The organism is Peribacillus sp. YIM B13477 (assembly GCF_042787955.1).
Lineage (GTDB): Bacteria > Bacillota > Bacilli > Bacillales > DSM-1321 > Peribacillus > Peribacillus frigoritolerans.
Genome location: NZ_JBHZPD010000012.1, coordinates 72,493 through 88,952 on the forward strand (window position 1 = coordinate 72,493; position 16,460 = coordinate 88,952).

Here is a 16,460-nt window from a genome sequence, read left to right on the forward strand (position 1 = left end):
GGCAATCTTCACCTCCTTTATAGAAGGGAGATGAAAATACAAAAAGCGCTGGGAGTGCAGCGCTTTTTGTTTATTGCAATGATTCCTTTTTCGAAGGTGTTTCCACCCTTGTTTTTCCCATGAAGAACACAGTGATGGCTGCAAGACCGATCGGAATGAGGGCCAAGGTGAAGATGAATGAAATCGAATCGGACATCGCATGAACGATTTTATCCAGGATAAAATCCGGAATCTCCGCACGTGCTTCCGATTGGAAGAGCTGGCGTGGGTCCTCCATTAATCCGGCTGTATCCGGACTTCCTTGCATTCCTTTAAACGCATCCGTCATTTTACTTGTGAATACATTGTTCTGAATCGCTCCATAAATCGTTACACCGAGTGTCATCCCAAAAGAACGGAGAAAGGAGTTTGTTGAGTTGGCCGACCCCCGGAATCTAGGTTCCAAGTTGTGGATGGATGCTATAGGCAAAAGGGAGAAGGAAAAGCCCATGCCAAATCCAGTCAAAATCATGTACAAAGTTAATAAAGTCCTGCTGGTATCAGGGGTGATGGTCCCTAATAAAAGCATTCCTGCAAAATAACAGATGACGGAAACCGTCATTAAGTTACGAAAGCTTGTCTTTGTATTGAATATCCCGCCAATTGCACTGCCGAATACAGAACCAAGCATCATGGGAGTTAGGATCAGTCCGGCATTTGTTGCTGAACCACCGTAAACTGCCTGCACGAAAATCGGGATATAGACGGTTAAAATAATGAATGTACCGCCATAAAGAATGGCTAAAATTTGAGAAGTGGCAAATAATCGCCTTTTAAACAGCCATAATGAAATGATTGGATCACTTGCTCTTTTTTCGAAAAAGAAAAATGAAACGAAGAAAACCACAAAACTGGCAAACAGGCCTATGATGGGAGAGGAACTCCAACCATACTCCCCGCCTAGTTCAAGAGCGAACATTAAGCTGATAACGGCTATGACGAGAGTTGCTGCGCCACCCCAATCAATTTTTTGCTCCTGGGTGTTGGGTGACTCCTTGTAATAATTCCAGATGAAAAATAAAGAAATGATCCCAATCGGAACATTGACGTAGAAAATCCAGTGCCAGCTGGAGTATTCAGTAATATAAGCACCTAAAAGTGGTCCCAATACGCTTGATGCTCCAAATACAGCACCGAAAAGGCCAGTTAATTTCCCCCGTTTTTCAGGTGGGAAAATATCAAAAATAATCGTAAAGGCTATAGGCATCAAGGCGCCTCCGCCGATCCCTTGGATTGCACGGAAGATACTTAACTGCACTATGCTCTGAGCCATGCCGCATAATGCGGAACCAATCAAAAAGACTATAAGTCCGAAAATAAAAAACCTCTTTCTTCCATACATGTCCGAAAGCTTACCGAATATCGGCATACTTGCCATCGTTGCGACCATATAGGCGGATGTCACCCATACAAACTTATCAAATCCGCCTAAATCAGAAACGATCGTTCCCATCGCAGTCGCAACAATCGTATTATCCATTGCTGACATCAGGATACCCAGTAGTAAACCGGCAACAATGAATTTTTGTTTTTTTTGAACGTTCATTTATTTTCCTCCTTCATATCAACCAGCTCATGAATTTTCCTTTACATGGTTGAAGGGTAAACGTTAAGATGAAACAAAACATTTATCTTGATAATCAAGATAAATTCAAGTGTAAAAGGGGTGGCATTTTATGTCAAGCGATAATAGGTTGAATTCAGCTCTGTTAGAGAGTTTAACACACAGATTGCAGCGGTATGGAATGAGATCCGTTTTATTTCAACAAAATATGGCCCAGAAAATAGGGGTGTCCCATACGGACTTAAAGAGTGCTGAAATATTGAATGAAACAGGACCGATTACCGCTGGTGAATTATCCAAAATTACAGGATTGAGCACGGGTTCGGTTACGGCACTGATCAATCGCCTGGAGAAGTCGGGTTATGTTAAAAGGGAACGAGATCAATTGGACGGAAGAAAGGTCATGATTATGCCGATACCGGAAAGGCAGGAACAGATTAAATCGCACTATCAATCGCTCTCCATGGCCACAAAAGAATTATGCTCAGCTTATAATGAACAAGAGCTAATATTGATCAATCAATTTGTTGAGGAAATCACAAAAATTATGGATAAAGAAAATGACAAGTTAATGAGTGAGCGTGAAAGGTAGCTGATATGTAGGCTGCCTTTTTTATTTTTAGCCAGCTGGGATCTACTTATCCTGCGTAAGCAAAAGGGATAGCGTGGATTCTTTTCAAAGAGAATGAATAATGTCACGTTTCCATTAAAAATATATATTGATAATGATTCTCATTATCTGCTAATATAAATCTACAAATCATTTCAAAGGGAGAATACAAAATGAAGAAAGCAAATGCGTCATTAGCAGTCTTACTATCAACCAGCCTATTATTTGGCTGTGCGCAGGAAAAGGAAGAAGCCAAGCCGGCAGATGATAATGCCAAAGAAGCAAGTGCGAGTAAGCTTGATGATGTATCTAGCGAGTACCGGGAATATGCCATCGGTGAAATAGAAGAGTTCGTAAACGCAACGGAAGAATTCACTGAGGCCGTATCTGCCGGTGATATTGAAAAAGCGAAGGAATTATACGCACCAGCCCGTATGCATTATGAGAGAGCGGAACCAATCGCTGAAGTATTTGGCGATCTTGATCCCAAAATCGATGCGCGTGAAGGGGATGTCAAAGATGAAGACTGGGGCGGTTACCATAGGATTGAAATGGGGCTATGGCAAGAAAATACAACGAAGGGCTACGAAAAGTATGCAGAACAATTAATGAGTGACGTCAATTTGCTTCGAGCCAAAGTTGAAACGGTTGAGGTAACACCTGATTTGTTGATCACGGGTGCGGTGGATTTATTGAATGAAGTTTCCACGAGCAAAGTGACAGGAGAAGAAGACCGATACTCCCATACCGACCTGTATGATTTCGCTGCAAATGTTGAAGGTGCAGAAAAGATCTATGAACTGCTTACTCCAGCGCTGAAAGAAAAGGACGCGAAGCTTGCTGCGGAAATCCAACAACGTTTTGACGATGTATACGACTTGCTTGAAAAGCATAAAGAAGGGGATGGATACATCTCATATACGGATTTAAAGGAATCTGAAGTCAAAAAGTTAAGTCAAGCAATTGATGCATTGGCTGAACCACTTTCGCAAATAGGGATTGTAACGGAGGAATCTTAATTGAAAGAACATACGCCGAAAGATGAAACCGGACTTTTTACAAAAAAGGTGAGTCGTCGTAACATGCTGAAAACGGCAGGAGTGGGTGGAATCGGAGTCGTGATAGGAGCATCCGGATTTGGCGGGCTGCTGACACTTTCTGAACAAAAGGCGAAGGGACAAACTAAGGATATTGTACCTTTTTATGGAGCGCATCAAGCTGGTATCACCACTGAAGCGCAAGATAACCTTTACTTCGCGTCATTGGAAGTAACCACGGATAAAAGATCAGACTTAATCCAGTTATTCAAGGATTGGACAGAGGCTGCGGCTCAGATGACAGCGGGGAATTTGATTGGTGATACATCACTTAATACGAATATGCCCCCAAAGGATACGGGGGAAGCGAAAGAATTATCACCTTCCAATTTAACGATCACTTTTGGAGTAGGTCCGACCCTGTTTTCGAAGGATGGCAAAGATCGATTTGGTTTGAAATCAAAAAGACCTGCTGAATTAAAGGACCTGCCCCAATTCCCTTTAGATGCTTTAGAAGAAGAATGGAGCGGTGGGGATATTTGTATTCAAGCATGTGCAGATGATCTTCAAGTGGCTTTCCATGCCGTCCGGAACTTAGTGAGGATCGGCAGAGGGAAAGCGATCATTCATTGGGCACAAACAGGTTTTCAACGGACTAAGCAAGCCGATTCACAAAAAACGACACCACGTAACCTTTTCGGGTTTAAGGATGGGACCGTCAATCCGGATACTAATGATAATAATGAAATGAATGAGCATGTTTGGGTGAAGGGCGAGGACGGTCCTGACTGGCTTGTTGGAGGCAGTTATATGGTGGTGCGGCGAATCCAGATGTACATTGAAGTTTGGGACCGGACTATTTTGAAAGAACAAGAAAATACGTTTGGCCGTCATCGCGACAGTGGAGCTCCACTAGGAATGAAAAATGAGTTCGATACCGTGGATCTCGAAGCTAAAGACCCAAATGGAAATCGGATCATTCCAGAAGATTCACATGTAAGTCTCTCCAGAGGGGACGGAAAAGCAAAGATATTGCGGCGTCCATATTCATATGCAGATGGAATGGATCCAAAAACAGGGAGCTTCAATGCAGGCTTGCTATTCATTTGTTTTCAGCGAAACCCAAGTAAACAATTCATACCGATACAAGAGCGACTGGCAAAGAATGATAAGCTCAACGAATATATCGTTCACAGGGGCAGTGCCATGTTCGCTTGTTTACCAGGTGTGAAAAAGGGTGGATATATCGGGGATTCCCTTTTTGGATAAATATCATTTCAAATGAGGATGTGAAAATCGCCAGCATGGATATTATCCAGTTGGCGATTTTAGTTCATGAATAAGGAGGGACCACTATGACCGTTTCTAGATGGAAGAGTGGAATATTTGTTTTAGTCGTCAGTCTTTTATTTCTTTCGACTGATATTAAGATGGTTTCGGCGGGAGAAAACCATGATCAGCTCTTTGTTTATATTGGCGATAGTTTAATGAAGGTGAAATCAGGCGACCTTGAGGAAGTATCGAAAAATATCGAGCGATTCGAGCAAGATTGGAAAACGATAAAAACGGACAGCGAAAGTGCGAGGAAAGTCGACGAGAAGCTATCCGCAGTAAAACGTGCTGTGAGCGACCAAGCCTCCACAGATGAAATCAAAAAGCGATTATCGGCATTATCAAGTACGCTTGTTATTTATGATACAAACGAAAACCCTGTTGACAAGACTGACTATAAAGAACGGTTACAAGCGATACTTCCATTAATAGATAAGTTGGAGGCTTTGATAGCTGAGGGTGACTTTGATCAAGCTAAAGTTCAATATACCAATCTCCTGAATCAATGGACCGATGCAGAGGTCGTTGTCAGGGAGAAAAGTGTTGCTACATATGGTGAGTTCGAAACGAAAATGGCCTTTGTGCGGATAGCGATTACCCAAGACCCACCTGATCCGGAAAAAGCCCAAAAAAATCTAACTGAATTGAAGGGTTTAATCGAGGATTTCCTTGCTGGTAAAGTTGAAGTAGGAAGCCAGAAGAACACCTATTCACTTGGGGATGTAACACAACTTTTACAAGGAAGTGCATCGGATATTGAAAAGGGTGAAATTGATTCTGCCGTTGATAAGCTAAATGAAATCTTAACGATTTGGCCTAATGTAGAAGGGGAGGTTTCCACAAGGGACAGCAAACTTTACAGCGATATGGAGACGAAGGTCCCGACCGCAATCAGCCTATTGCAATCGAAAAATGTAAAGGCGGATGAAGCAAAGGGAATCGTAACCGATTTAAACACAAGGTTACTCCCTTTAATTGAGGATACGGGTTATACAACATGGGATGCAGCTCTGATCCTTTTACGGGAAGGATTGGAAGCACTCTTGATTGTAGCTACATTGCTGTCTTTCCTAAAGAAAATCGGGCAAGCGGACAAACAAAAATGGATTTGGACAGGAGTTGGTGCGGGGTTAGTTGCCAGTTCCATATTGGCGGTCATAATCAATATCGTTTTCTCTCAGATCACGGCTGCTTCAAGCCGGGAATATATTGAGGGAATCACTGGGATAATAGCCGTATTGATGATGTTGACAATTGGTCTTTGGCTTCATAGTAAATCGAACGTCCATGCATGGAACCGATATATCAGCAAGCAAATGAACCAAGCCATTGCGACCGGGAGCATCATCTCTTTCGCTTTAATCAGTTTTCTATCCATCTTCCGTGAAGGTGCCGAGACGATTATCTTTTATGCGGGAATGGCTCCTTATATGGAATTAAAGCAGCTGCTGAGCGGGATTTTCCTTGCCTTCCTCATTTTAGTGGTTATTGGTTTCATCATGCTGCGGTACAGTGTGAAATTACCGATGACCCTATTCTTTAAAGTGGCAACGATACTCATATATGCATTGGCTTTCAAGATTCTTGGAGTCTCCATCCACTCACTTCAGGTTTCTCAAGTGATACAGACAAATACGATCAGCTCCTTCCCATTTGAAGAAACGATAGGTCTTTATCCAACAATGGAAACGCTGGTGCCGCAAGCTGTATTATTATTGCTGATTGCATTGGCCGCCATTTGGGTCAAAAAGAGTAATTCCTTACGTGCAGCCGAATAATAAATGGGACTGACGCATGTCAGTCCCATTTATGTGTGCTATTAGCGTAGTGATCGGCGATAGGTATATTGCTTCCATTGATAAAGGATGAAGCAGCCGATGCAGAATCCAAGAATGGCTATGAGTGAAGCCATTCCGACCATCAAGGTAAATATATAACCGGTAACATTCCAACCAAGCAAAAAAGAAGTGAATCCAAGTCCTAAGCATACGACTGCTATTGCCTGGTTGAATTGTTGCTGTGAATGATCTTCAGGAATATAATCGGACGGTTTCTTTTTAAGAAAGAGCTTTGCCAGACGCATCACTGGATTGAAATTAAAGAGAAGACCCAAAAGCCCCGCTGTTAAAGGAAGGGCTAATATCCATATTTGTCCCGTCAATAAGGCGGTGGCTGCGCTTAACAAAATGACCCATTGATTCGTACGTACTAAGGGACGGGGAATGGAACGAATTTCACTCGTCATATAATACCAACCTTCCTTATGTGCTTTATTATATTTTATCCTTATTTTAATCACTTGTGAAGAGAAAGGTTAATAAAATAAAAGGTGCCCTTATTTATAATTATTTTAATTTAGTATTGATTATTATTATAAAAGTAGTATAATATATTTATCATGAAACAAAAGTTAGGAGGACAGTATAAATGGTAGCAAAAGTTTGTGAAACATGTGGAACACCAATAAAAAAGCTAAAGCATTCTTCCCTATGCCAGTGCGGTCCTAAAATACTGAGCAATCAATTCTCAGTTAAAACGAAAAAATAATAAACTCCACTGGAACAGATCATAAACTAAACCATTAATCGGTTTGAGTTTGTATATAGAAAGGGTTCCATCTTAATTTTTAAACATAGTTGATTGGAGCGGTTGTTCGAGGCTCCCGGACCGACCGTGGAAAACGAGTGCCTTACGTTCCAATCAGCGTTCATATTTTATACACTCTCAAAAAGTGAACCGATTATTCAATTAATCGGTTTTTATTTTTCCAATAAGGGGTAAAGAGCATAATAAATATTTTTCATTTCAATTAAAATAATGTACGATTATGGAATAGAATAAAACGTCATGAAGATTTGTCTAAACCATAACGTGACGGTTAGGAGGGGCTATGTTGGGAACGAGACTTTAAAAATTGGCGAGTTAGCGGAAATGGCGAATGTTACGAAACGAACCGTAGATTATTATACGAATCTTGGCTTGCTTAAAGCAGAACGTTCCGCCTCTAATTACCGTTATTATTCAGTCGGTGAACTTGAAAGGCTCCGCCGTATCGAAGGATACAAAAGAGAAAACCTTTCATTGGAAGATATTAAAGAAATACTTAAAAAGGATAAGGAAGCCGCATCAGCAATTGAGGCAAAAGGTCTTCAGCTCAAGAATAAAATGGATGGCCTGAACGAAGAACTTCAGGAATTCATCAGCTTGATTGAAAAGGACGGAAAAAGTGAGCTTATTCTAAAAAAACAGATATCCCGTGAAAGCATGGCCTTGATCCAATCATTACTAGTGTTGCTCGTATGATTAAAATTTATCTCTATAGTTTTATGCACAAAGGTGCATAGTAACGATATAGGCTAAATGGTTTTGGTTCATGTTATAAGGCAAAAATGCTTATTCAACGAAAATAACCATTTATACAGGAGGTGCTTGGGATTAAGCCATATATGTCTAATCCGAAGGTCAGTAGGATTGGAACTATATGGAGAACCCGCACATATTGGAGATTTTTATAAAATTATTGGCAGTAGCTGCATTAATAGCATTAACCGCATTTTTCGTTGCATCGGAATTTGCAATCGTGAAAGTCAGAAGTTCCCGTATCAATCAATTAATTGAAGAAGGGCATAGAAATGCCCTCGCAGCCAAGAAAGTGACATCGCATATCGATGAGTACTTATCTGCCTGTCAATTGGGGATTACAGTAACCGCCTTAGGTTTAGGGGTGTTGGGTGAACCGACGGTCGAGGCGATCTTAAAACCATTGTTCACTAAATGGGGATTAGAGGAATCTGTAAGTCACATCATCTCGTTCCTGATCGCGTTCGGTTCCGTGACATTCCTTCATGTTGTAGTCGGCGAACTCGCACCGAAAACAGTTGCGATTCAAAAGGCAGAAGAGGTAACCTTGTTATTTGCAAAGCCATTAATTCTCTTTTACCGCATTTTGTACCCATTCATTTGGTTACTGAATGGTTCTGCACGTCTCCTGACGGGCATGTTCGGATTAAAGCCTGCTTCCGAGTCCGAAATGGCCCATTCCGAAGAAGAGCTGCGCATCATTTTATCGGAAAGCTATAAAAGCGGTGAGATCAACCAATCGGAATACAAATATGTCAATCAGATATTTGAATTTGATGAGCGCATTGCCAACGAAATCATGGTTCCGCGTACGGAAATGACCGTTATCGAAAAAGGCATGCCATTATTGGAAGTTGTTGAACTGATTCAAGAAGAACAATACACAAGGTATCCGGTCATAGAGGGTGATAAAGACAATGTCGTGGGAATGGTCAATATCAAACGCCTTTATACAGCGACGATTACTGAAGATAATGTAACGGCTTTAACGGTGGATTCCTTTGTAACACCCATCATCCGTGTTCTTGAAACGATCGCCATTCATGATCTGCTGCTAAAAATGCAGAAGGAAAGGATTCATATGGCAGTTTTGACCGATGAATATGGCGGAACAGCTGGTCTTGTAACGGTTGAAGACATCCTTGAAGAAATCGTCGGGGAAATCCGTGATGAATTTGATCAGGATGAACGTCCGCTCATTCAAAAAATTGATGAAGGGCATTATGTATTCGATGCTAAAACATTGGTTGAAGATGTCAATGATACCCTTGCGATCGATTTGCCGGAGGAAGATATCGATACATTGGGTGGATGGTTCCTTACAGGCAGATTTGAAATTGCTGTCGGAGATAGAATTGAATACGCCGGATATGAATTTACTGTAAAGGAAATGGACGGCCACCATGTTTTATATGTTGAAGTGAAGAAGATTAAATAAACAGGATCACACCAAAAGCTGAAAGTGAAAACTTTCGGCTTTTGTTATGTACGGACCATTTATGACAATGGTAAGGCAGACTGTTACTTAATTGGAAAAGGAATTCATGTAAAATGATAGTGTGGGTAACCATTATAGCTTGGAAAATGTTAAAATTGATTTTGAACAATGAAACTATCTATATATCATTTCAAAGAATATAAGGTGAGTTCTAGTATTTTGCAATGCCGTTATTTCGGGCTGGTATAAATAAGTATTGAAGGTGGGCGGAAAAAAATGGGTTTTAAGAAAAAGCAAATGTTGGGATTTGGTTTGATCTTGCTTTTCTTGGCTATTTTACTTTCATTCATGATGTTTACACTAAACAATTTAAAGAGCAGCATGACTGAAATAGTTGAAAATCGCTATGAAAAAGTTCAAGATTCGATGGAAATCCGTCAGCTTTTTTCCAGGTCGGACCGTGAGATTTTGTTTGCAGCTAATGATGCAAACAAAGAAGAAAGAGCAGAGAGCCTCGAAATCATCAATGAGAATCATAGTTTGATTGAATCGAAAATTGCCGGGTTATCAGGTTCGTTAAATAAGGCGAAAGCAAAGCAATTATTGAAAGAGTTCGAGACTCAATATGCTTCTTACTCCATAACGGAGGCTGAAATCATCCAAAAGATAAAGTCGGGAAACTCTTCGGATCTAGCAAGCCTGATGGATGACCAAAGGGAAAAACGAACGAAAGTCATCAGTACGATGGAGGAATTTAAGGATTACCAAGAAGGTGTCATGAAAGATACCTTAAGTAATTCGAAACAAACCTATGAAGATATGATCGGTTTTGTAATTTTTGCGGTTATTCTCAGCATTTTGGTCATTTCCGTAACGGTTGTTTGGATGATTCGGAGCACATCGAAAGATCTGCAATCGATTACGAAGGTCATCAAAAATATCGATTTTAAAAATTTGTCGGTCATACCAAGAATTCCGGTTCGGACCACTGATGAAATTGGTGATATAGCGAAATCGTTCAATGATATGGCGGAATCGCTTGAAGTCTATAACCAAAAAGAAAAAGATTTCACTGAAAAGATCAGTGAACAGAACTGGATTCAGACCCGTGTTGCAGATATAGCTACCATGTATCAGCGCATTGTTGATGTGGAAGTCCTAGCTGACCGGTTCATTACAAGACTTGCACCGATGATGGGAGCTTCAATTGGAGCTTTTTACGTCAAACGGGGTGAGGGTGTGGATATGCGCTTTGTGAAGCTTGCCAGCTTTGCTGGAGATGGCGAAGATTCGGGCAGGCGTGAATTCCGTCTTGGCGAAGGTTTGATCGGTCAATGCGCCCTTGAAAAGAAATCCAAAGTCATCGAAGATATCCCTGAGGATTTCCAATTGGTTACGACAGGATTGGGGGAAGTCAACCCGAAAAGCATTGTCATTGCGCCAGTCGTTTTTGAGGATGAAGTGGTGGCGATGGTTGAACTGGCGAGTTTGGAGGCCTTTACGAAGCTGCAAAAAACTTTCCTGAACCAGGTTATTAATACTCTGGGCATCACGATCAATAATGTTGAGGGCCGGATGGAAATAGAGCGTTTATTGAAAGAATCACAGGCACAGACTGAAGAGTTACAGGCTCAATCGGAAGAATTGCAATCACAGTCAGAGGAAATGCAAGCCCAATCAGAGGAACTGCAAACACAGGCTGAAGAGTTGCGAATGATCAATGAACAATTGGAAGAGAGAAATCGTGAAACGGAAGAAAAATCGAAAGAGCTTCAAGTCGCTAAACTGAATCTTGAAAAACAAGCGGAAGAATTGAAGTTAAGTTCAAAATATAAATCGGAATTCATGGCAAATATGTCCCATGAATTGCGGACACCGCTCAATAGTATCCTGATTTTATCGGAAATGCTTTCAGATCCTAATGATAGTAAATTAAATGAAGAGCAACAGGAGTTCGCTCGTGTCATTAATTCATCAGGTCAAGACTTATTAACGTTGATCAATGACATTTTGGATTTATCAAAAGTTGAAGTCGGAAAGCTTGAAGTGGTCTTTGATGAAATGAATCTGAGTGAGCTTCCTGAGTTATTGCACCGTAACTTCGATCATGTAGCGAAGAAAAAGAACATTGACTTTATAATCGAAAAAAGTAAAAACGTTCCGGATATTTTCTTTACGGATGAACAGCGCTTCCAGCAAATTTTGAAAAACCTGCTATCCAATGCATTTAAATTCACGGAAAAAGGTTCTGTGTCTGTCCAAATCAAAAAAGCTGATGAAGAAAATGTAGCACAATGGATACAGACAAAAGGAGCGAGCAATTGGGTTGAAATTAAGGTGACGGATACTGGCATCGGAATATCAAAAGAGAAGCAAAAACTTATCTTTGAAGCATTCCAGCAAGGTGACGGAGCCACAATGAGAAAATATGGCGGTACAGGACTTGGGCTATCGATTTGCCGGGAGTTTGCCAAACTTCTGGGAGGCTGGGTCATTGTAGATAGTGAAGAAGGGCAAGGCAGTACCTTTACTTTCTTTATTCCAAGCATGCCAGAGGGCTTGAAAAATGTCGACGAAGCAATAGCTGCTTCTCCGGAAGTGGCAGCAGCTAACCACGATGATTCTGCCGCGCCTTTTGGCGATCAGGATGCAGGTATGATGGATGAAGAAGATCGGGATAAGGCCAAACCTTTCTGCAATAAAACAGTACTGGTAGTCGATGATGATCACCGCAATATATTTGCCCTGAAAAATGCGCTGAAGCATGAGGGGATGGAAATCCTTACAGCTGAAAACGGCTTTGAATGTTTGGAACTCCTTGAAAAAGGTAACAATATAGATGTTATATTGATGGATATCATGATGCCGGGTATGGACGGTTACGAAACGATGACCAGAATTCGCGAGCAAAGTAAATTCGAGGATCTTCCAATCATCGCGTTAACTGCAAAAGCGATGAAAGGCGATAGGGAAAAATGCCTGAAGGCCGGCGCTTCCGATTATGTCAGCAAACCATTAAAATTGGATCAGCTGCTATCAGTCCTAAGAGTATGGCTGACTAATTGATTGATAGTATGGGTGAGGAAGGATTTTCATGAAGGATACTTTAACGATTGAAGAAAGAGAAGATTTAGAAATCGAATTATTGCTAGAGGCCATTTATTCCGTTTCTGGCTTTGACTTTCGTAAATATATGCGTTCTTCAATAAAAAGAAGAGTTGAAAATAGAATGAGGCTGGACCATGTTCGCAGGATCAGCGGAATGATTGAAATGGTTTTATATGAAAAAGGGTATGTCGAGAAGCTATTGAGAGATTTTTCAATAAATGTCACTGAAATGTTTCGCGATCCGGATTTCTTTAAAGCCTTTCGTTTAAATATTGTACCGCTCCTGAAAAAACTTCCTGAAATCAGAATTTGGCATGCGGGATGTTCAACCGGTGAAGAAGCCTTTTCCATGGCGATCATCCTCAAGGAGGAGGGGCTTTATGATAAGGCGAGGATTTATGCCACTGATATGAATGATGAAGTCCTCCGTCATGCGGAAAAAGGGATATTACCTTTAAATAGAATGCAGTCTTATACGAAAAACTATCTGCAAGCTGGAGGTAACCAGGAATTTTCGGAGTATTATACAACCGATTATCAAAATGCTTATCTTGATTCGGGTCTCCTTAAAAACATTGTGTTTTTCCAGCATAATTTAGTTACTGATGGTTCGTTCAATGAGTTCCATATCATCATGTGCCGGAATGTGATGATTTATTTTACCGGTGAATTACAGACCTATGTTAATCAGTTGTTTTATGACAGTCTTTGTAAAGATGGCTTCCTTGCGGTCGGCAGCAAGGAAACTCTTCATACATCATCCTTTTCGGAGGATTATGAGGACTTTGATTCAAAGGAACGGATTTATCGGAAACTGTAAAAAAGAAAGAGTTCGCATTTATGCGGACTCTTTCTTTTTTTGATTAAATTATTTTTCATTTTTTTTGCTTCACTATGTTTAAGGCATCCGAAGAAGGGGTATATATAATGAGTTGGTCTCCATGCAGAATCTCGACTGCAGTTTATTATTATTAAAAGAGACTGAACTTCGTTATAATATAATGGAAAAATCCCTGTTAAGGGAGCTTTATATAAGTACTGTTCCATATAAAAAAGATAAATGTTGCCGCTCGATATAAGCCAAAAGGGGAATGAAAGAATGACGATTTTAATCGTAGATGATAACCAGGTTAACCTTTTCGTTATAGAGAAAATTCTAAAACGAGCTGGCTATACGGATTTTCTATCATTAACTTCAGCTGTTGAGATGTTTGAATATTTACAGGTGGATAGTCCGCAACCTAAAGAGACTTCAGTTGATATCATTCTGCTTGATATCATGATGCCGGAGATCGATGGGATAGAGGCGTGCAGGAGACTTCAAAGTATTCCTCACCTTAGAGATATTCCCGTCATTTTTGTGACCGCCCTTGAAGATTCAAACAAGGTGGCCGAGGCACTTGATGTTGGCGGAATTGATTATATAATGAAGCCCATCAATAAAATAGATTTACTTGCGAGGATTCGCGTGGGGTTGAGACTTAAATATGAAAAAGATTGGCATAAAATGCAGGATGAAAAAATCCGCAATGAATTGGATCTTTCCATGCAGGTTCAAAGCAGCTTATTAAGTGAACCTATTATAAATGACCACTTAACCATAAGGGCATCATACTTACCTGCGAATAAATTAGCAGGGGATATGTACTATTGGCACCGCATTGATGAAAATCGGTATGGGATCATCCTGTTGGATATGATGGGGCATGGCATATCCGCCTCACTTGTGTGTATGTTCATATCCTCCGTATTGAGGGATGCCATCAGGACCCATTCGGACCCAGTGTCAGTAATAAATGAAATGAATCGCTGGATGAGTACCCTTAATAAAGATGATAATCCAGTGCATTATTATTTTACCGCTATATATATGATCATTGATACAGAGCAAAAGACAGTGGAATATGTAAATGCCGGACATCCTCCTGGATTTGCTTTAATGGACGATGGAAAAGTGGTCTCCCTTTCAAAAGGGACATGTCCTGTTGGTTTCTTCACCGAGATGAAAATAGAGAAATCCGTCATTCATTATGAAGAGAAGATTCAGCTTATGCTTTTTACGGATGGAGTCATGGAAGCAATAGATCGAGAAGGGACGGAAGGGCTCGACCAAATAAAAGAAGCGGTCTCGACAAGATGGTTTGATTGTAAAGAATCTCCCCCTATCGATTTTTTGATGTCACCTGAAATGCAGCAAGATCAGCCTGATGATATGTGTGTTGTGGTTATTCAAGCGAATTGAAGAAGGAAGAGGCGGCAGATCATCTGCCGCCTCTTCTCTATAAAAGGGGGGTCACTTTTATATGAAATGAGAATGTTTGTTAAGAGAGTGAATCCTGTATTTGGCTATTTGCAATTAACGGTCATTTTTCAATTTACTAATGCCATCTTGAAGATTGCCTTTTAATTTATCGGCTTTACCTTCTGCTTGTAAGTGAGGATCATTTTTCGCGTTTCCGACTTGGTCTTTCGTTTCACCTTTAACTTTATTTACAGCACTCTTTACTTTGTCTGATAAACCGCTCATTATGTTACCTCCTTTTTCTTTATATACTGTATTTACCCATGAAGTGTATGGGTAAACCTGATTTATGGAGAAAGGAGTTTTAAGAAGCGATTATTTCCCTTTTACTTAACCTTTGAATGAACTGATAGGAATGTTCAATGATATGATCTTTGTCATGGTCCAACGACGCCACATGATATGAATTTTCAAGGCGCACCATCTCTTTATCACCGGACATGACAGTATCGTAAATCTGATAGGAACACGAGTCCGGTACAACGTGGTCTTCTGGTGAATGGAAGATAAGAATCGGGCACGAAACGTCTATTAGTTTTTGACTGGTATGTTCCATTATATCAAGCAATTGATTAATCGCTTTTGACGGAACTTGGTCATATGTGATTTCTTTAGGTATATCGTCTTTTATGTCAGGCTTGCCTTCGGGAATGAAGCGTGGAACCGATTGGTTACGATATCTTTCATATTCAGGAACTTGGAGAGCGGCGTTGATGGTGAGAATTCCATCACAAGCCAATTTTGTCGCTAAATCGAGAACAAGGGCGCCTCCCATTGATTGTCCGATGGCGAAAACATGGGTGCAGGTTCGCTTTAATTTTGCATAAGCCATTTCAACATCTTGTATCCATTCCTGATAATGACTTGTTTCCATTTCATATTCATCCGTTCCGTGGCCTGCCAGTCGAGGAGCGAAGACAGTAAAGCCTTTGGCGGCAAATCTTTCACCTAAATACCTTACGCTTTGTGGCGTTCCGTTAAAACCATGGCAAATAAGGATGCCGATAGAATTGCCGGGTAAGAAAAAAGATTCCGCACCTGGTATTACCATTGCTGCTGTCATATTCCCATCTCCTTTGATTTAGCTAAGTTTTGTTAATAGAAGGTTTTAATAAAATTAACTATTCCGATTATTTTACTTGGTTATATAATAGCATAATGAAAATTATGAAGTCAACTTGGTTATGTTCCAAAACTTCACTATTATTAAGAAGCATCAAAAGGATATAAAGGTAATTATCAGGTCATTTTCGTCTTTCTATTATATAAGTGCTGTCTTATGAATTGTTGATAAACTGAAGATGCTAATCACCGGTAATATATAAATATAAGAAATGGAGAAAAAGCATTGACTTTAAAGTGAAATGGGATTAATATAAATAAGCACCAACTAAGACATGCAAAAAACTTCATCGCTTTTCGGCAGGTGCTGAAAGAAATAATAACTATTGACTTCTTACTATGAAAGTGATAAGGTGAAATGGTCGCTGAAAAACACAGCGATTTAAAATAAGTTAAAAACTTCGTAGAAGTTGACAACTAATCAATAAGGTGTTATGATGAATAAACAGCCGTTCGAAAGAATGATTGTGGAAATTGCTCTTTGAAAACTGAACAAAACAAAGCGCCAACGTTAAATTTTAAGTGAGCACACACTATCAAAAAAGCAA

The 16,460-nt window shown here is 40.3% G+C and carries 13 protein-coding genes; 9 read left to right on the top strand and 4 right to left on the bottom strand.

Annotation, left to right across the window (positions count from 1 at the left end; genetic code table 11):
• Nucleotides 1–70: 70 nt before the first annotated feature.
• Entirely contained in the window at nt 71–1,585 is a 1,515-nt protein-coding gene (locus ACFX4H_RS23955; protein WP_262871563.1) for an MDR family MFS transporter, read from the bottom strand.
• A gap of 130 nt (nt 1,586–1,715) precedes the next feature.
• Here ACFX4H_RS23955 and ACFX4H_RS23960 point away from each other — a divergent pair, with 130 nt between their 5' ends.
• The 4 genes from ACFX4H_RS23960 to ACFX4H_RS23975 all read left to right on the top strand — a co-directional run bounded on the left by ACFX4H_RS23960 (nt 1,716) and on the right by ACFX4H_RS23975 (nt 6,360).
• Nucleotides 1,716–2,195, top strand: a complete 480-nt coding sequence (locus ACFX4H_RS23960; RefSeq protein ID WP_034304838.1) for a MarR family winged helix-turn-helix transcriptional regulator — start codon at nt 1,716–1,718, stop codon at nt 2,193–2,195.
• Between the two features lie 191 nt (nt 2,196–2,386).
• Nucleotides 2,387–3,232 (top strand): iron uptake system protein EfeO, encoded by an 846-nt coding sequence (efeO, locus tag ACFX4H_RS23965; RefSeq protein ID WP_283866931.1) that lies wholly within the window; start codon nt 2,387–2,389, stop codon nt 3,230–3,232.
• On the top strand, nt 3,233–4,519 hold the full coding sequence (efeB, locus tag ACFX4H_RS23970; RefSeq protein WP_063574503.1) for an iron uptake transporter deferrochelatase/peroxidase subunit: 1,287 nt from the start codon (nt 3,233–3,235) through the stop codon (nt 4,517–4,519).
• Between the two features lie 86 nt (nt 4,520–4,605).
• Nucleotides 4,606–6,360 (top strand): FTR1 family protein, encoded by a 1,755-nt coding sequence (locus ACFX4H_RS23975; RefSeq protein ID WP_377436389.1) that lies wholly within the window; start codon nt 4,606–4,608, stop codon nt 6,358–6,360.
• A gap of 41 nt (nt 6,361–6,401) precedes the next feature.
• On the opposite strand, the gene ACFX4H_RS23980 is transcribed toward ACFX4H_RS23975, so the two are convergent.
• Nucleotides 6,402–6,827, bottom strand: coding sequence for a DUF4395 domain-containing protein (locus tag ACFX4H_RS23980; RefSeq protein ID WP_377436390.1), 426 nt, complete (start codon nt 6,825–6,827; stop codon nt 6,402–6,404).
• 602 nt (nt 6,828–7,429) lie between these two features.
• Here ACFX4H_RS23980 and ACFX4H_RS23985 point away from each other — a divergent pair.
• The 5 genes from ACFX4H_RS23985 (at nt 7,430) to ACFX4H_RS24005 (ending at nt 14,730) form a co-directional block, all read left to right on the top strand.
• Entirely contained in the window at nt 7,430–7,885 is a 456-nt protein-coding gene (locus ACFX4H_RS23985; RefSeq protein WP_082201094.1) for a MerR family transcriptional regulator, read from the top strand.
• A 196-nt stretch (nt 7,886–8,081) separates the two neighbouring features.
• Entirely contained in the window at nt 8,082–9,380 is a 1,299-nt protein-coding gene (locus ACFX4H_RS23990; RefSeq protein ID WP_377436391.1) for a hemolysin family protein, read from the top strand.
• Nucleotides 9,381–9,656: 276 nt separating this feature from the next.
• Nucleotides 9,657–12,446 (top strand): response regulator, encoded by a 2,790-nt coding sequence (locus tag ACFX4H_RS23995; protein ID WP_377436392.1) that lies wholly within the window; start codon nt 9,657–9,659, stop codon nt 12,444–12,446.
• 28 nt (nt 12,447–12,474) lie between these two features.
• Entirely contained in the window at nt 12,475–13,308 is an 834-nt protein-coding gene (locus ACFX4H_RS24000) for a CheR family methyltransferase (protein WP_034304823.1), read from the top strand.
• A 279-nt stretch (nt 13,309–13,587) separates the two neighbouring features.
• The gene (locus tag ACFX4H_RS24005) at nt 13,588–14,730 is read left to right on the top strand and encodes a PP2C family protein-serine/threonine phosphatase (protein ID WP_096340796.1); all 1,143 of its coding nucleotides are present in this window, start codon (nt 13,588–13,590) and stop codon (nt 14,728–14,730) included.
• A gap of 114 nt (nt 14,731–14,844) precedes the next feature.
• Here ACFX4H_RS24005 and ACFX4H_RS24010 read toward each other — a convergent pair whose 3' ends face one another.
• A complete protein-coding gene (locus ACFX4H_RS24010; RefSeq protein ID WP_065310846.1) occupies nt 14,845–15,015 on the bottom strand; it encodes a CsbD family protein in 171 nt (56 codons plus the stop codon).
• A gap of 79 nt (nt 15,016–15,094) precedes the next feature.
• Entirely contained in the window at nt 15,095–15,853 is a 759-nt protein-coding gene (locus ACFX4H_RS24015; protein WP_063589521.1) for an alpha/beta hydrolase, read from the bottom strand.
• Between the last annotated feature and the right edge of the window lie 607 nt (nt 15,854–16,460).